The 16,809-nt window shown below is 55.0% G+C and carries 14 protein-coding genes; 4 read left to right on the forward strand and 10 right to left on the reverse strand.

Going from position 1 to position 16,809, the window contains the following annotated elements:
* Positions 1–6: 6 nt before the first annotated feature.
* Positions 7–2,298 (reverse strand): 5-methyltetrahydropteroyltriglutamate--homocysteine S-methyltransferase, encoded by a 2,292-nt coding sequence (gene metE, locus Z042_RS02765; protein ID WP_024912293.1) that lies wholly within the window; start codon positions 2,296–2,298, stop codon positions 7–9.
* 90 nt (positions 2,299–2,388) lie between these two features.
* Between metE and metR the strand changes: the two genes are divergently transcribed.
* On the forward strand, positions 2,389–3,339 hold the full coding sequence (gene metR, locus Z042_RS02770) for an HTH-type transcriptional regulator MetR (protein WP_024912294.1): 951 nt from the start codon (positions 2,389–2,391) through the stop codon (positions 3,337–3,339).
* A gap of 3 nt (positions 3,340–3,342) precedes the next feature.
* Here the strand turns inward: metR and Z042_RS02775 are convergent, their stop codons facing one another.
* The 9 genes from Z042_RS02775 to Z042_RS02815 form a co-directional block, all read right to left on the reverse strand.
* On the reverse strand, positions 3,343–4,203 hold the full coding sequence (locus Z042_RS02775) for a carboxylate/amino acid/amine transporter (RefSeq protein WP_024912295.1): 861 nt from the start codon (positions 4,201–4,203) through the stop codon (positions 3,343–3,345).
* A 140-nt stretch (positions 4,204–4,343) separates the two neighbouring features.
* A complete protein-coding gene (locus Z042_RS02780) occupies positions 4,344–5,300 on the reverse strand; it encodes an AEC family transporter (protein ID WP_024912296.1) in 957 nt (318 codons plus the stop codon).
* 105 nt (positions 5,301–5,405) lie between these two features.
* On the reverse strand, positions 5,406–6,152 hold the full coding sequence (gene ugpQ / locus Z042_RS02785; protein WP_024912297.1) for a glycerophosphodiester phosphodiesterase: 747 nt from the start codon (positions 6,150–6,152) through the stop codon (positions 5,406–5,408).
* A gap of 173 nt (positions 6,153–6,325) precedes the next feature.
* Complete coding sequence (locus Z042_RS02790) at positions 6,326–7,513, reverse strand: aminotransferase-like domain-containing protein (RefSeq protein ID WP_024912298.1); 1,188 nt, start codon at positions 7,511–7,513, stop codon at positions 6,326–6,328.
* A gap of 111 nt (positions 7,514–7,624) precedes the next feature.
* Positions 7,625–8,326 (reverse strand): high-affinity branched-chain amino acid ABC transporter ATP-binding protein LivF, encoded by a 702-nt coding sequence (livF, locus tag Z042_RS02795; protein WP_024912299.1) that lies wholly within the window; start codon positions 8,324–8,326, stop codon positions 7,625–7,627.
* 4 nt (positions 8,327–8,330) lie between these two features.
* Entirely contained in the window at positions 8,331–9,098 is a 768-nt protein-coding gene (gene livG / locus Z042_RS02800) for a high-affinity branched-chain amino acid ABC transporter ATP-binding protein LivG (protein WP_024912300.1), read from the reverse strand.
* Positions 9,095–10,381, reverse strand: a complete 1,287-nt coding sequence (locus Z042_RS02805; RefSeq protein WP_024912301.1) for a high-affinity branched-chain amino acid ABC transporter permease LivM — start codon at positions 10,379–10,381, stop codon at positions 9,095–9,097. The genes livG and Z042_RS02805 overlap by 4 nt, the downstream gene beginning before the upstream one ends.
* Positions 10,378–11,304, reverse strand: coding sequence for a high-affinity branched-chain amino acid ABC transporter permease LivH (gene livH, locus Z042_RS02810; protein WP_024912302.1), 927 nt, complete (start codon positions 11,302–11,304; stop codon positions 10,378–10,380). Before livH ends, Z042_RS02805 begins: the two co-directional genes overlap by 4 nt.
* 172 nt (positions 11,305–11,476) lie before the next feature.
* Positions 11,477–12,592: a branched-chain amino acid ABC transporter substrate-binding protein gene (locus tag Z042_RS02815; RefSeq protein ID WP_024912303.1), complete on the reverse strand. Its 1,116-nt coding sequence runs from the start codon at positions 12,590–12,592 to the stop codon at positions 11,477–11,479.
* A gap of 507 nt (positions 12,593–13,099) precedes the next feature.
* Between Z042_RS02815 and panM the strand changes: the two genes are divergently transcribed.
* The 3 genes from panM to Z042_RS02830 are packed head-to-tail and all read left to right on the forward strand — an operon-like array spanning position 13,100 to position 16,714.
* Positions 13,100–13,492 (forward strand): aspartate 1-decarboxylase autocleavage activator PanM, encoded by a 393-nt coding sequence (gene panM, locus Z042_RS02820; protein WP_024912304.1) that lies wholly within the window; start codon positions 13,100–13,102, stop codon positions 13,490–13,492.
* On the forward strand, positions 13,489–14,700 hold the full coding sequence (locus tag Z042_RS02825) for a DUF3142 domain-containing protein (protein WP_024912305.1): 1,212 nt from the start codon (positions 13,489–13,491) through the stop codon (positions 14,698–14,700). The genes panM and Z042_RS02825 overlap by 4 nt, the downstream gene beginning before the upstream one ends.
* Positions 14,687–16,714, forward strand: a complete 2,028-nt coding sequence (locus tag Z042_RS02830) for a hypothetical protein (RefSeq protein WP_024912306.1) — start codon at positions 14,687–14,689, stop codon at positions 16,712–16,714. Before Z042_RS02825 ends, Z042_RS02830 begins: the two co-directional genes overlap by 14 nt.
* The last annotated feature ends 95 nt before the right edge of the window (positions 16,715–16,809 follow it).

Genomic DNA, 16,809 nt, shown 5'->3' on the forward strand with positions numbered 1-16,809 from the left:
TGAGGATTACGCCTGCTGCTCGCGCAACCGCTGAGCCGCCAACACCATATTGGCCAATGACTGGCGGGTTTCCGGCCAGCCACGGGTTTTCAGGCCGCAATCCGGGTTAACCCACAGGCGCTCTGCCGGGATGTTTTGCGCCGCTTTACGCAGCAGCGCCTCGATCCACTCCACGCTGGGTACATTCGGCGAATGGATGTCGTATACGCCCGGCCCGATTTCGTTCGGGTACTCGAACTCCTTAAAAGCTTCCAACAGATCCATATCGGAGCGTGAAGTTTCGATGGTGATCACATCCGCATCCAGCGCCGCGATGGAATCCATGATGTCGTTAAACTCGCAGTAACACATGTGGGTGTGGATCTGAGTGTCATCCTGCGCCACGGCAGCGTTCAGTTTGAACGCATCCACCGCCCAGTTCAGGTAGGCCGCCCAATCAGAACGGCGCAGCGGTAACCCTTCACGCAAGGCAGGTTCATCAATCTGGATGATGCCGATCCCGGCTTGCTCCAAATCAGCCACTTCGTCACGCAATGCCAGCGCGATCTGCTTGGCGATCACTTCACGGGTCACGTCTTCGCGCGGGAACGACCAGCAAAGAATGGTCACCGGGCCGGTCAACATGCCTTTTACCGGTTTGTCGGTCAGCGACTGGGCAAACTTCGCCCATTCAACGGTAATCGCTTCTGGGCGGCTGATATCACCGATAATCACCGGTGGTTTCACACAGCGGGAACCATAACTCTGTACCCAGCCGTTTTGAGTAAATACAAAGCCATCGAGGTTTTCACCGAAGTATTCCACCATGTCGTTACGTTCTGCTTCACCGTGTACCAACACGTCCAAGCCTAAACGCTCCTGCTCCACAATGGCTTGCTTGATGTGTTCACCGATGCTGGTGCGATAATGGTTGCCGTCCAAACGGCCCTGTTTGAAGTTCAGACGCAGGCCGCGGATTTCGGTAGTTTGTGGAAAAGAACCGATCGTGGTGGTTGGCCAGGCTGGCAGGTTAAAACGGTCACGCTGGGCCTGAGCACGCTGCTCATAAGGGTGCTGACGCTCGCTGTCTTGGGCGGTGATGGCCGCCAGGCGTTGCTCCACTTGCGCATTATGTACGCGGCTGGATTGGCGACGGGCGCGGATCGGTGCGCTATAAGCATCCAGTTCCGCCTGTCTGCTGGCACCCGGTGCATTCAGGGCAGCGCTCAACAACGCCAGTTCCGCACATTTCTGCAAGGCGAAGGCAAACCAGCTTTTCACTTCCTCATCCAAGCGAGTTTCCACACTCAAATCGATCGGGCTATGCAACAGTGAACAAGAGGTGCCAATCCACAACGGGCGGCGGTTCACCAACGGTTGCAAACGTGTGAACCAGTAACTCAGATCGGCGCGCCACACGTTGCGGCCATTGATCACCCCCAGCGATAGCAACCACTCTTGCGGCAGCGTATTATTCAGTACCGCAATATCATCATCGCCTGCTACCAGATCCACATGCAACCCCTGCACCGGCAACGTGCGAATAGTGTCAAGGTTGTGACCAATGCTGTCGAAATAGGTCGTCAGCAGCAACTTAACCTGGCCCTGTAGCGCGGTATAAGCGGGTTTAAACGCGTTCAGCCATTCAGGTGGTAACTCCAACACCAACGCGGGTTCATCGATCTGCACCCATTCAATACCGCGTTTCGCCAACTCGGCCAGTACTTGCTGATACACCGGCAAAATAGCACCCAGTAGCGACAGGCGATCGAACGGTTCGCCTTTCACTTTGCCCAACCACAGGTAAGTCACCGGGCCCAGCAACACCGGTTTGACGTTATGGCCCAGCGCCAACGCTTCGTCCACTTCATCCAACAACTGCGTCCAACCCAGTTTGAACTGCTGGCCTTGGGTGAATTCAGGCACCATGTAGTGATAGTTGGTGTTAAACCATTTGGTCATTTCTGCCGCCGCTGCCGGTTCGCCGGTAGGGGCACGGCCGCGGCCAATGCGGAACAGCGTATCCAAATCGATCGAGCCATCTTGATTCTGATGGCGTACCGGAACATTGCCCAGCAGCAGGCTAGTGGTCAGCACGTGATCGTACCAGGCAAAATCACCGACTGGCAGCAAATCAACTCCGGCCTGCTGCTGCTGTTGCCAGTGACGAGCACGCAGCTCGCGGCCCACCGCCAACAATTCTTCCTGCGTTGAATTGCCAGCCCAGTAACTTTCTTGCGCTTTTTTCAGTTCACGCCGCAGACCAACGCGTGGAAAACCCAGTGTGTGATTTAGGATTGTCATTGCCTTTCCTCTCATTTAGCCATCCAGATGTTTACACATCCATAATCAACAGGTACTGTATTAACCACAAGCGCAATTTGCTCACTGTCACTGTGAAGGACTCTCATGATCGAAGTGAAACACCTAAGGACGCTACAAGCACTGCGCAATACCGGTTCACTGGCTGCCGCTGCCGCACAGCTCCATCAAACACAATCGGCTCTTTCGCATCAGTTCAGCGATCTGGAACAACGCTTGGGCTTTAAACTGTTCGTGCGCAAAAGCCAACCGCTGCGCTTTACCACGCAAGGCGAGATCCTGTTGCAGTTGGCAGAGCAGGTGTTACCACAGATTCAACAGGCGCTACAGGCCTGCAACGAACCTCATCAGGCCACGCTGCGTATTGCCATCGAGTGCCACAGTTGTATCCAGTGGCTCACCCCAGCGCTGGATAATTTCCGCCAGAGTTGGCCGCAGGTGGTGATGGATTTCAAATCAGGCGTGACCTTCGATCCACAGCCTGCCTTGCAGCAGGGCGAACTGGATCTGGTGTTAACCTCAGATATTTTGCCACGCAGCGGGTTGCACTATTCACCAATGTTCGATTTTGAAGTGCGGTTGGTATTGGCTCCAGATCACCCATTGGCAAACCAGCCACACATCGAACCGGAAGATTTATGCGATGAAACGCTGATGATTTACCCGGTACAACGCCAGCGGCTGGATATCTGGCGGCATTTCCTGCAACCGGCGGGGATCAACCCGACACTGAAGAATGTGGATAACACGCTGTTATTGGTGCAGATGGTATCGGCACGGATGGGCATCGCTGCATTGCCGCACTGGGTGGTGGAAAGTTTTGAGCGCCAAGGGTTAGTGGTGACCAAAACCCTGGGCGATGGCCTGTGGAGCCGACTGTATGCCGCCGTGCGTGATGGCGAGCAACGCCAGGCCGTTATTGAGGCGTTTATCTGCTCCACACGCCAGCACGCCTGCGATCACCTGCCGTTTGTGCGCGATGCCGCGCGGCCCGGCGCGGGTCTTGCCAACGTCAAACCGCTGGCTCCGCGGGATTGAACGTCACTTCGTGGCCTGAGGTGCCACCCAACGGCGGTGTACCCACAACGAAGCCACGATCACCGCTCCGCCAATGAGAAAACTGCCCCAGTGCGGCTGTTGTTGCCAGATAGCCAGGTTGACCAGTAGCCCAGCGGGCACATGCATGTTGTTCATAATACCGAGGGTGCCAGCATCTACCTGCGTTGCGCCGTAGTTCCACATAAAATACCCCAGCCCGGAAGCCACCGCGCCCAGCCACACCAAAATGCCCCATTGCAAGTGGGTGGTCGGCAGTTGGTTCGGATTACCCCACAAGCACCAAGCGATCACAGCGACCACCAACGCCCCCATGTAGAACCAGGAAAACGCCGTATGTTGCGGCAAAGGATGTACTTCCATCAATCGTTTATAACCCACCATGCCGATCGCAAAGCTGATATTCGCTGCTTGTACCAGTAGCAGCCCCCACCAAAAATGCTCACTCAATTGGTGATAACGAATAATCGCCGCACCCAGCACGGCCAGTAACGCGCTGAATACATAGCCCCAACGCAAACGGCGACCGCTGATCAGATCATAGATCAGAGTGATATACAGCGGCGTCAGCACGGTGAACAGCAGGAATTCCTGCACCGTCAGGTACAGGTAGGCACGGAAAATAAACAGGTACATGATGCCAAGCTGGCAGGCCCCCACCAGCATATACAACAAGATCACTTTCAGCCCGATATTGCGCCAGCGCAAAAATGGCAGGAACACCAGCGCGGCCAACCCAACGCGCATCAACACCGAGAACCAGCTGTCGACATGACCCGCCAGGTATTCGCCAATCAGGCTAAACGAAAATGCCCATAAAATGGTGGTAATAACCAGAAGCCACACGTCAAATTCACTCTAAAAGATCCAAAAAGCGATTATAACGGAAGGCGGCAAGCAACATGACGAAAAATAGGTTTACCTATGTACAAAAATAAACCAAAAAGCGGTTTTACACCACAGGCTTCCCCTCTTGCAGCAACAAATTATACCTGAACACCCATAATGGTGAGGATCAACGGGGTAGTGATCGCCGCCAACACGGTGGACATCACCAGGCTGGTAGCCGCTGGGCCAGTCAGCACGTTGAACTGGCGTGACATCAGGTAAACGTTCACCCCCACGGCCATTGAGCCCAACAGTACCACGACGCGGGTTTCCATCGGCGGCAGATCCATCGCCCAGGCCAACAGCCAGATCACCATGGGCTGCACCAGCAGTTTAAGGAAACAGATGCCACTGCTCAGTTTCCAGCCTTCGCTGATCGGGTATTCCGCCAAACCCATACCGAGCACCACCAGCGACAACGGCGCCGCCACTTGGCCCAGCATGCTAACCGGCTGATCGACAAACGTGGGCAACGGTAACCCGCTCAAACTGAACAGCATGCCAGAAAGAATGCCGATAATCAGTGGGTTGGTCAGCACGCTGCGCGCCGTCTTGACGAAACCGTTCAGCGTGGGCGAACCGTTGCGCGCCCATTCGATGGAGATGGTCACCAATGTCCATAAGATCAGGCCGTTGAACACCAGTACCAAGGCAACCGAGGGGATCGCCGCTTCCCCCAGCAGCACGCTGGCAATGGGCAGGCCAAGCATCACGTTATTGGAAAAAATGCCACCCAGCGCGAACACTGAACCTGACACACCATCCAATTTAAATAGCCGCCAGGCAATAATACGGCCGATAACGAACACGATCAGGCAACTGCCGAAGAAGGCGATCAGTAATCTGGCATCCACTGCCGGACGTTGCGAGAAATCACACATCATGCGGAACAGCATGGCGGGCAGAGCGAGAGAAAATACGAAACGGGTCAGGCCATCGGTGATACTGGCAGGCCACTTACCCCAACGGATAAGGCCATATCCCAGCACGATCAAGACAAATAGCGGCAAAGACAGCACTATCTGGTGCCACAGTGAAACAATAAAAGCAGGCATCATATCCCTTCCGGTGGCGCGGCGGCAAAGGGTTGACGTCGCAAGATTTCATGAATGCCAAAGGATTATTGAGCGGCGCAGCGAACTGCGCCATGCAACGGAAAATTAACCGTTTGAGAAATCCGGGCCAATTAAATCTATCCGGTCAGTACAAATACAGTCAACGCCCCAATTCAACAATAAACGCGCGCGCTCGGGGTGGTTAACGGTATATACCAGAATGCGCAGCCCAGCATCTTTCAGCACTTTTACCCGCTCGGCGGTCAAGGCATTGTGATTAATATGCAGCGAGACACAGGCAAGCTGTTCGGTCAATTCGCGCCAGTTGTCATGCCACGCATCCAGCAGCAGGCCACGTGGTAATTCCGGCACCGCACGCTGCGCGGCCGCCAGTGCTGCGACGGAAAATGAGGAAAGTAGTGGATCGGTCTGCCCTTGCCACAGCAGGCGCGCTGCCAGTGCCACCAACCGACCGGTTTCGTCTTCCACACCCAGCGTCGGTTTGATCTCGATATTGGCCATTAGGCCATGCTGTTTGCAACGCTCGGCCACTTCCGCCAGTAGAGGCAGACGTTCGCCTTTAAACGCCGCGCTATACCAGTTACCGGCGTCCAGTTGCTCCAGCTTTTCCCACGGCAAATCGCCCGCCACGCCCCAGCCGTTGCTGGTACGATCGAGCGTATCATCATGCAGCAGGAAGATCTGCCCATCCTGCGCCAATTTAGCGTCAAACTCGATCATCTTGTGGCCGTGGCGTGCGCCGACATCGATCGCCGCCAAGGTATTTTCCGGTGCCAAGGAACCGCCACCGCGATGAGCAGCGACATGAGGATAAGGCCAGACTGTGATCATCATTCCATCCGTAATCCACTGTGGGTATCAAAAAAGTGCAGCGCCTGCGCAGGCAACTGTAAATATAACCTGCTGCCCGCAGGCGGCAAGGTTTCGTTGAAAGTAAGAGAGAACGATACAGATGGTAATGTGATAGCGGCGGTATGGAAATATTCCACGCCGCCGCAAAGAGATTACAGCGCGCGGCGCAGGCGGGCGACCGCTTCCTGCATTTGCTGCTCAGTGGCCGTCGCAAACGACAGGCGGAACGTGGAATGATCCGCCCGATCGGAGAAGAAGTATTCCCCCGGAACGAACACCACACCCTGATCCAGCGTGGCTTTCAGCCACTCGGTGGCATTGAACGGCTGGCGGAAACGCGCCCACAGGAACATGCCGCCTTTTGGCATATCAAAGCTGATCACATCACCCAGCTCTTTTTCAACCAACCCGGCCAGAATGCCACACTTCTGTTTATAGGCCGCGCGGATCTTCTCGATCTGTGCCGGCAAACGGTTCAGGCCCAGATAACATTCAGCGATGCTTTGCGACAGCGAACTGGCATGCAGATCGGCCGCCTGCTTGATGATAGCGATCTTGTGCAGCAGAAACGGCGGCAGGATCGCCCAGCCCAAGCGCAGGCCTGGCGCCAGGATCTTGGAGAACGTGGAGGTATAGATGATGTTATCGGTATGGCCCAACATCTGTTGTGAAACCTGATACAGCGTCGCATTGCGCTCTTCGGTAAAACGCAGTTCACCGTAGGGATCATCTTCCACAATCAGGAAATTATGCTCAGCAGCCAGCTTCACCAATTGCTCACGGCGTGCGGCACTCAGGGTCAGGCCAGTGGGGTTGCCGAAGTTCGGCACCACGTATACCCCTTTGATTTTCTGGGTTTTCAGCAATTCAGCCAGTTCTTCAACCACCATGCCATCGCTGTCTGAGGAAACCGACATCACGTTGGCTTCTGCCAGCTCCAGCGTCTGCAATGCCGCCAGATAGGTCGGGCGTTCTACCACAAACACATCGCCTGGGTTAACGACTGCACGCATCACCAGATCCAACGCCTGCTGAGAGCCTGCTGTGACCAGAATATCTTCCGGCTTGGCGCTGACGCCGCGTTCGGTACACAGGGTACAAATGCGTTCACGCAGCAGGTAGCTACCTTCGGTCAAACCATACTGGAACGCGCTTTTCGGCTGTTCGGTAATTGCTTGCTGTGTGGCAATGCTCAATCCTTCGAAATCAAACAGCGCATCAGAAGGAATGCCACCCGCCAGCGAAATGACATTTTCCATTTTACTGTGCTTGAGCAATTCACGGATTGCCGAGCTTTTTACCTTCACCATGCGCTGCGCGAGTAGTCCTTCTGTCTTCATTATTGGTTATTCTCGTAATCGTTAAAAATATGGGTGCCAGCGCACCCTGATATAAAGGCCACAACAGCGCATACAGGTAACAACGCCGTAGCTTGCAAGACAATGGGTATTTTAGCCGCCCAGATACGCCGAACGAACTGCTTCGTTGGCTAACAATGCAGCCCCTGTATCTTCCAATACCACGCGGCCGTTTTCCAGTACATAACCACGATCTGCCAACTTTAACGCCTGATTGGCGTTTTGCTCCACCAAAAAGATGGTCATTCCCTCTTCGCGCAGTTGCTGGATGATGTCAAAAATCTGCTGGATGATGATCGGTGCCAGCCCAAGCGAGGGTTCATCAAGCAACAGCAACTTTGGCTGGCTCATCAACGCGCGGCCAATCGCCAACATCTGCTGCTCACCGCCAGACATGGTACCAGAACGCTGGCTACGGCGCTCCAACAGGCGCGGGAACAGGCTGAACACCCGCTCAATACGCTGCTGGTACTGCTCACGAGTGGCAAAGAAACCACCCATCGCCAGATTCTCCTCCACCGTCATGCGGGAAAACACCCGCCGCCCTTCCGGCACGATCGCCACCGCTTCACGCATAATGCGCGCAGTCTGCCACTGGGTGATGTCCTGATCCAGCAGTTGGATGGTGCCTTCGGAGGCGCGCGGTTCACCGCATAACGTACCGAGTAACGTGGTTTTACCGGCACCGTTGGCCCCGATCAAGGTGACGATCTCACCCTGCTGAATATTCAAGCTGACCTGATGCAGCGCCTGAATTTTGCCGTAATGGGCGGAAACCTGATTAAATGACAACATATGTTTATTCGCCCAGATAGGCCCGGATCACATCCGGGTTATTGCGGATTTCAGCCGGGATACCCTGCGCCAGTGGGGTTCCCTGATTAACCACATAGATGCGATCGGAAATTCCCATCACCAGTTTCATATCGTGCTCAATCAGCAGCACAGAAACTTTGTGCTGGTCGCGCAGTTCCACGATCAGGTGATCCAGTTCGTCGGTTTCTTTCGGGTTCAAACCCGCCGCTGGTTCATCCAGCATCAGCAATTCCGGGCGCGTCACCATGCAGCGGGCAATCTCCAGCCGCCGCTGCTGACCATAAGCCAGGTTACCCGCCGAGCGATTGGCCATCTCCAATAGGCCGACACGCTCCAGCCATACGGCGGAACGCTCCAATGCATCCGCTTCGGCGCGGCGGAACGCCGGGGTTTTCAGCAAACCGGCAAACACGCCGCTTTGCAGATGCTGATGCTGAGCCACCAGCAGGTTTTCAATCACCGTCATTTCGCGGAACAACCGCACGTGCTGGAAGGTTCGCACCACCCCCATACGGGCAATAACCTGGCCGGGAAGCCCTTCCAAATGGCGTTCCCGCAGCTTGATGGTGCCACCGGTCGGGCGATAGAACCCGGTCAGGCAGTTGAACACCGTGGTTTTACCCGCACCGTTCGGGCCAATCAGCGAAACGATCTCGCCTTCATGCAGCGTTAAAGCCACGTTGTTGACCGCCAGCAGGCCGCCAAACCGCATCGATAGCCCTTCGACCGCCAGTAAAGGTTGAGTACTCATGCCTTCTCCCCCTTCACTGCCTGGATATCTGCCGCTTTCAGTTTCAGTTGTGGCCGCTTCATCGGCAGCAGACCTTGCGGCCGCCAAATCATCATCAGCACCATCAACGCACCCAGCAGCAACATGCTGTATTCATTCAGATCACGCATCAGTTCGCGCGATACCACCAACAGGATAGCCGCCAGGATCACCGCAAACTGCGATCCCATCCCACCCAGCACTACAATTGCCAGCACGAAAGCTGACTCAACGAAAGTGAAGGATTCTGGGCTGACAAAGCCTTGGCGCGCAGCGAACAGCGTCCCGGCAAAACCAGCAAATGCAGCGCTGATGGTGAAAGCGGTCAGTTTGATTCTGGTTGGGCTGAGGCCCAGTGAACGGCAGGCGATCTCATCTTCACGCAGCGCTTCCCAGGCGCGCCCCAGCGGCATGCGCAGCAGGCGGTTAATCACAAACAGCGTCAGGATCACCAACAACAGCGCCACCAGATAGAGGAACACGATGCGATCGCCTGGATCGTATTGCAGACCGAAGAAGTTATGGAAAGTGTCCCAACCGCCGTCACGTACGCTGCGGCTAAACTCCAGGCCGAAGAAGGTCGGCTTCGGGATCTGGCTGATGCCGTTCGGGCCACCGGTAATTTCGGTGTTGTTCAGCAACAGGATACGCACGATCTCACCGAAGCCGAGTGTGACAATCGCCAGATAGTCCCCCCGCAGGCGCAATACCGGGAAACCGAGAATAAAGCCAAACGCAGCGGTCACTATCCCCGCCAGCGGCAGGCTTTCCCAGAACCCCAGGCCGTAATAGTGATTCAACAGCGCATAGGTATAAGCACCGATGGCATAAAAACCGCCATAGCCCAGCACCAAGAGGCCGGAAAGCCCCACCACCACGTTAAGGCCCAGGCCGAGCATTACGTAGATTAGCGTCAGGGTCGCGATATCCACCGCGCCGCGTGAAACCAGAAACGGCCAGGCAATAGCTGCAATAATAATTGCCGCAGCCAGTAGCTTTTGGCGCAGCGTACTGCCATCAAAGCTTGGTAAAACGAATGACGACGGACCGGAAATCTTTTTCAGCCCCTGCTGCATCAGCGGGCGCAACAGTTGGAAGAAAAACACCACCACGCAGCCGATGCCAATCCACATCCAGCGCACTTCGGCAGCACCATGTACCACCAGCTTGGTACCATCAAGGCTCAGCTGCATCCCCATCAGGAAAGAGGCCATGATAAACAGCACGACCGTGGCAATACAGGCGTTAAGCAGGCCGAGTTTCATACTTTCTCAACCTCCGGGCGCCCAAGGATGCCAGTCGGCATCACCAGCAACACCACGATCAGCAGCGCGAAAGACACCACGTCTTTATATTCCGTGCTCAAATAAGCCGAGGTCAGCGCTTCCGCAACGCCCAGCACCAACCCACCGATCATCGCCCCCGGAATGCTGCCAATCCCCCCTAACACTGCGGCGGTGAAGGCTTTCATCCCGGCCATAAAGCCGATGTACGGGTTAATTACGCCATAAAACTGGCCGAGCAACACACCGGCTACCGCAGCCATGATGGCACCGATGACAAACGTCAGCGAAATCACTCGGTCAGTATTGATGCCCAACAGGCTGGCCATCTTCAAATCTTCTGCACAGGCACGGCAAGCTCGGCCCATGCGCGAATAGCGGATAAACATCGTCAGCGCCAGCATGGCGAGGAAGGTCACGATCCAGATGGTGAGCTGCATGGTGCTGATGGTAGCGGCAAAGCCGTTGCTTTCACCCAGCACCCATTGGCCGGTGACTAAGCTCGGCAGCGCCACGTCACGCGAGCCCTGCGTCAGGCTGACGTAGTTTTGCAGGAATATCGACATCCCGATGGCGGAGATCAACGCGATCAGGCGTTTGGAACTGCGCACCGGTTTATAGGCCACGCGCTCAATGCTCCAACCGTAGGCGCTGGCAATCACGATGGAAACCAAGAACGCCGCGCCGATCAGCAACCAGCCGACGTCGATCCCCATCATCATAAGGGCGGCGATAACAATAAATGAGATATAACTGCTGATCATATACACCTCGCCGTGAGCGAAGTTGATCATGCCGATAATGCCGTAAACCATGGTGTAACCGATGGCAATCAATGCATACGTGCTGCCCAACGTGACACCGTTGAACATCTGCTGCAAAAAATAGAGGAACTGCTCTGACATACTCTGGCCTTCTAAGGTGTCGTCGTGGCCGTAAAAGATCGGCCCAACAGCCTGCTAAAACGACAGGCACCGGGAATACCCGGTTTTGAGATTACGCTATTCTTCCCTGAACAGCGCTACCCGATGGCTTGCAGGCTGCGACAACCTGCAAGACCACGGATATTATTATGGCTTATTTAATTGGCGTTGATGAACCATCAGCATGCCATTCGAACACGCCGAACTCGAAACCTTTCAGATCGCCCTTCTCATCCCAGCTCAGCGGCCCCATAACGGTTTCCACCGGTTGGCCTGTTTTCAGGTTTTTAACAATATCCGCTGGCTCCTGGCTGCCACTGCGTTCCATCCCGGTTACCAGCGATTGCAGCGCGGCGTAGGTGGTCCACACGAACGGCCCGGTCGGGTCCAGCTTTTTGGCTTTCAACGCATCAACTACCGGCTGGTTGGCAGGCACCTGATCGTAGCGTTTCGGCAACGTCACCAGCATGCCTTCAGAAGCAGCACCAGCGATGTTAGACAGTGAAGAGTTACCCACGCCTTCCGGCCCCATAAAGCGGGTGGTCAAACCCGCCTGCTTCGCCTGGCGCAGGATCTGCCCCATTTCCGGGTAGTAACCGCCGAAGTAGACGAAATCAACGTTCTCTTTCTTCAGGCGCGCCACCAGGGTGGAGAAATCTTTATCTCCCGCGGTGATCCCTTCGAACATCACCACCTCAGTACCCTGCTGCTTCAAGCTATCACGCACCGAACGCGCCAGGCCTTCGCCGTACTGCTGTTTGTCGTGAACCACCGCGATACGCTTTGGTTTGATTTCATTAAGGATATATTTTGCCGCCGTCGGGCCCTGATCGGAGTCCAGCCCGGTGGTACGCATGATCATTTGGTAACCACGGGTCGTCAGATCGGCGTTGGTGGCCGCCGGGGTAATCATGATCACCCCTTCATCTTCATAGATATCTGACGCGGGTTGAGTAGAAGAGGAACACAGATGGCCGATTACGTAACGGATACCGTCGTTAATCACTTTGTTGGCAACCGCAACCGCCTGTTTAGGGTCACAGGCATCGTCGTATTCCACACCGATCAGCTTATCGCCGTTAATACCACCTTTGGCGTTGATATCGGCAATGGCCTGGCGTGCGCCAGTGAACTCCATATCGCCATACTGCGCCACCGGGCCAGACATCGCACCCACAATCGCCACTTTGATGTCTTTCGCCATCGCCATTTGCCCCATCGCCATCGCGATACAGCCAACCAACAGCGCTTTACCCTTTGTTAATTTCATCCGCATAATCCCCATCTGTCGTTGTGAGTTTGCTGCATCTATACCCAATGGATTTCAAGTTGCAGCCAGCAACGCTACAGCTTGAAATACGCAAGGTATATTGCTTTTATCTATAAGTAATAATGATTTAGGTTTGTTTTTGACAAAAAATTCTAATAAGACTTTATTTTTCATGTTATTAAACAGGAGTTTTCTTCTGCAAATCAACTATAACGTTCAGGAATAAGCGATGTAAACAGAATAAAATCTGGATTAATTCCACACCAGATCGAACCTGTTGCAGCGCATTATGCTAGTTAACAATCCAGTTACTGATTTTTTACTCGGAAAATGTCCGCCGAAAAAAACATTTTGCGCAACCGTCGTACAGAAAAACTTACACAACGCGCTAAACCCAAGCGATTTCGAAAGGCAGGCAGGCCAAGCTACGTCCTGCATCTTGCAGGGCGACGGTATATGCCAGATCTATTACACTAAGCAAACTCTTTATCTGGGTGGAAATTTTGCATGAAACTGACGATTGAGCGATTGACCACGTTATCCGCGCAGGATCTTATTGACCTTGGCAAAATCTGGCCCCATCAGCAACCGGCACAGTGGCAAACATGGTTACAAGGTGACAAAACATTGTTCGCTGCACGGTTCAATGAACGCTTATTAGGGGCGGTAAAAATTGACTTACAAAGTGATAGCGCTCAATTGCACGATCTGATGGTGCGCGAAGTGACGCGCCGCCGCGGTGTCGGGCTGTATCTGGTTCAGGATGCCCAACGACAACTACCGCAGGTATTACGCTGGCAGCTGTCCACCGCTGGATTACCCCCACGCGAACGCGGCGAAGTAGAGAACTTTATGCGTGCCTGCGGCTTCTCCGTACAGGGCGATCTCTGGCAGAAATGAAACGCTGGGCCACAATGGCCGCCATCCTGCTGCTCGCGCTGGCCGCAGGTTTAAGTGGCCGCTATCAGGCGCTGAAGTTTTATCCTGCTTGGGATCAGCAGGTTTATCTCTGGCAAAGAGTCTGGACGGCACAGCACGCCACCGCGTTGGCCGCAAGCCATGATTTATTTTCTACCCTGCGCGTGCTGGGGCTACAGGTACATCCGCGTGAGGGTTATCGCGAGATTCCGGTTAATACACCGCTGCTGAAGCAAGATGGCCGCCCGCTGTGGCTAGTGGTGCGCCTGGATGGGCAATTGAAACAGTTGGATGAAACGGTTATTCGCCAGCGTCTGCTGCAACAGTTACAACGCTGGCAGGCCGCCGGATTGACGGTGGTCGGTGTGGAGATTGATCACGACGCCGCGGTCGCACGGCTGCCAGCATACCAGCATTTTCTGCAACAACTGCGCCAGCAACTCCCAACGTCGCTGCAACTCGGTATCACTGCCCTGCCTGCCTGGATGGACTCCCCTGCATTATCCGGCGTTTTGCAGCAGACAGACAGTTCGGTGCTGCAAGTGCATGCGGTGTTATCTCCGCAACAAGGCTTATTCGATGGCCCTTTAGCACTGCGCTGGGCCAGCCAATACGCCCGCATCAGCACGAAACCCTTTCGCGTGGCTTTGCCTGCTTACGGTATGGGCCTGGTGGGGATTGATGCTCAGGGCGCACAAGTGGAAAGTGAAGTTTCTTTGCGTGTGGCCGGTGCCACACAGGAACTCAGCGTTGCCCCCCAACAAGTGGCTGATTTTCTGCGCCAGCTCGCCGCACGCAAACTACCGCGTTTACAAGGCATCATCTGGTTCCGCCTGCCGCTGGCGGACGATCGCCGAGCCTGGTCGCTCACCACCCTTCGAGCGGTGATCAATAACCAACCGCTTACCGCCAGTTGGCAGGTAAAATTTCTTCCGCAGCAAAATGGGCTGTACGATCTACACATTTATAATGATGGGCCGGTGGATGCCCCACTGCCCCGTGAGATTGGCATTAATACGGGCAATTGCCTAGCAGCCGACGCCGTGGGAAATTACCGGCTGGAAACCACGGCAGAACAATTGCGTTTTATCCGCATCAGCAACGCTCAGTTACGGACCGGGCAATCCCGCCCATTGGGTTGGCTACGCTGCCAACAACTCACGCCAGGAGGCACTTATGTCACCCCATGATTTGCGTTTAGCAAGGTTAACGTCGCTGATGACCGCCGTGTTGGTGATGCCGGTTAGCAGCCTGGCCTGCGGGCCAGACTTCCCGAATCGCCTGCTGCTCGATCGCCACAATACTCTGCTGTACATGCCGGAAGGCAACTTCGCTTTCGAAACCCACCGTCTGCTGGCGGTGGACCCACAGCTCCCTTTATGGAAAGCACCGCCACCGGAAACAGCGCCAAAACCCATGCCACAATCACCGCAAGAGCGAATGATCGGTCAAATGCGCGCCAGCAAGACCATTGAAGAAGCTAACGCGGTTGATACTCAAGGGCTACCTGAGGCCGCACGGTTATACACTCTGGGCGCAGTGGCTTTTGCAGCAGAAGATCCCCGCGCTACCGAATACTTCCAGCAGGTGCTGGACTTGCCCGCTGCCGAGCAGGGAGATTGGCGGTTGCGGGCCCTGTATTCGCTTGGGCGGATAGAGATGGATGACCGTGGCACACCGGAAAACACCTACGGATCAACCGCTCCAGCGGTACAACATCCAGAAAAAGCCCAGCTTGATAAAGCGATTACCACTTTCCAGCAGGTGATCGACCAAGTGAAAAGCGGCGCAGCCGATCCCGATCAACTGGCATTAAGCAGCCTAGGCCAACAAGCCCGTATACATCTGTGGCAAGGCGAAATTGCCCAAGCAGCGCGGTTGTATGCCCAGCAGGCAGCACAGGGCGACAGCGATGGCAGCTTATCATTGCAATATGTCTCCAGTTACCTGATTAACCCAGAACACCTGAACGCGTTAAAACAAGCTATCCATGACCCCCTGGTTCAGCAACTGGTCACCATTGAGTTATTCGCTCGCAGCAGCAATTTGCAGATGAGCGATGGCACAGGGGAAAGCGCCAAACAGAGCATTGAGCGAATCCTGACCTTGTTGAATGAATCGGTGGAAAGTGGGTTCGCAGGCAGTGATCGGCTGGCAGCGTTGGCTTACCGTTCTGGGCAATACCCTATGGCAGCAAGCCTGCTGAAAAACGCTGGGGACAGCGGGTTAGCCTGGTGGCTACGCGCCAAGATGGCCCTGCGTGATGGTAATGTAGAAGTCGCCACCGCTGCCTATGCCAAGGCGGCAGCGGCTTTCCCTACCGATGAGGATTGGGGTCAACAACGTGACGATGATTACGTACCCGAAGTCATTATGCCAGATTGCCGAATTGCTGGTGAACAGGCCATTCTGGCACTGAACCGTGGTGATTATTTGCAAGCGATGGAGCTAATGTATCGCGGCAAAGATAATTATTGGGCAGACATTGCTGATATCGCTGAACGGGTGCTGACCATTGATGAACTGAAAAGTTTTGTAGATAAGCATGCCCCTGCCGTACCACTGCAACCCGCGAAACCGGGGGAGTACAACTATCAACAGCGCCAACGGAGCCAACTACGTGAACTGCTGGCACGCCGAATGATGCGTGCCGGACGTTATCAGGAAGCCGTCAATTACTTCGATCTTCCAGACTCCCGCCAAGCCGCACAGGAGTTTATCGCTCAACTGAAAGCGGCACAGGATAAAGCCGGAAGTAAGGAGGTTCGAGCCAAAGCCTACTATCAGGCGGCAGTATTGCTGCGCGAGCAAGGATTGGAGTTCACTGGCTATGAAATGACACCGGATTACGCCATCTATGGTGCGGGCTATTCCTATCTGGGAGATGCCTTCGATACTCGCGATCTGCAACACAAAAGCTGGATCAGTGCGGCGGAAGCAGCACGCGCAGCCAAATCGCTACCTGCGGTGGATGACCGCTTCCTGCACTATCGCTGGCAGGCTGTGGCGCTGGCAAAAAAAGCAGCCGACCTGCTGCCAGCCAAAAGCCAGGCCTATGCTGCCGTGCTGTGCAATGCCGCAAGCTGGGTGATTGCCCGCGATGCCAAAACCGGGCGAGCGTTATATCAGCGCTACATCAAAAACGGCACCCAGTACGATTGGTCAAGCCGCTTTGGCTATGACTGCCCGGCACCGGAGTTTTAAATAGCCCTGGCAGACAGGTTCTTTTGACGGGTTTGCCAGCCAACAGACTTGAGGTAAGAACCGGACGCTGCGTTCCGGTTCTTATCGCCACCAAA

This window comes from Chania multitudinisentens RB-25 (genome assembly GCF_000520015.2).
Classification (GTDB): domain Bacteria; phylum Pseudomonadota; class Gammaproteobacteria; order Enterobacterales; family Enterobacteriaceae; genus Chania; species Chania multitudinisentens.

What these genes read in the sequence shown, in the direction of transcription:
- metE (WP_024912293.1), bottom strand. Translation starts at nt 2,298, where the DNA reads ATGAGAGGAAAGGCAATGACAATCCTAAATCACACACTGGGTTTTCCA.
- metR (WP_024912294.1), top strand. Translation starts at nt 2,389, where the DNA reads ATGATCGAAGTGAAACACCTAAGGACGCTACAAGCACTGCGCAATACC.
- Z042_RS02780 (WP_024912296.1), bottom strand. Translation starts at nt 5,300, where the DNA reads ATGCCTGCTTTTATTGTTTCACTGTGGCACCAGATAGTGCTGTCTTTG.
- ugpQ (WP_024912297.1), bottom strand. Translation starts at nt 6,152, where the DNA reads ATGATCACAGTCTGGCCTTATCCTCATGTCGCTGCTCATCGCGGTGGC.
- Z042_RS02790 (WP_024912298.1), bottom strand. Translation starts at nt 7,513, where the DNA reads ATGAAGACAGAAGGACTACTCGCGCAGCGCATGGTGAAGGTAAAAAGC.
- livF (WP_024912299.1), bottom strand. Translation starts at nt 8,326, where the DNA reads ATGTTGTCATTTAATCAGGTTTCCGCCCATTACGGCAAAATTCAGGCG.
- livG (WP_024912300.1), bottom strand. Translation starts at nt 9,098, where the DNA reads ATGAGTACTCAACCTTTACTGGCGGTCGAAGGGCTATCGATGCGGTTT.
- Z042_RS02805 (WP_024912301.1), bottom strand. Translation starts at nt 10,381, where the DNA reads ATGAAACTCGGCCTGCTTAACGCCTGTATTGCCACGGTCGTGCTGTTT.
- livH (WP_024912302.1), bottom strand. Translation starts at nt 11,304, where the DNA reads ATGTCAGAGCAGTTCCTCTATTTTTTGCAGCAGATGTTCAACGGTGTC.
- Z042_RS02815 (WP_024912303.1), bottom strand. Translation starts at nt 12,592, where the DNA reads ATGAAATTAACAAAGGGTAAAGCGCTGTTGGTTGGCTGTATCGCGATG.
- panM (WP_024912304.1), top strand. Translation starts at nt 13,100, where the DNA reads ATGAAACTGACGATTGAGCGATTGACCACGTTATCCGCGCAGGATCTT.
- Z042_RS02825 (WP_024912305.1), top strand. Translation starts at nt 13,489, where the DNA reads ATGAAACGCTGGGCCACAATGGCCGCCATCCTGCTGCTCGCGCTGGCC.
- Z042_RS02830 (WP_024912306.1), top strand. Translation starts at nt 14,687, where the DNA reads ATGTCACCCCATGATTTGCGTTTAGCAAGGTTAACGTCGCTGATGACC.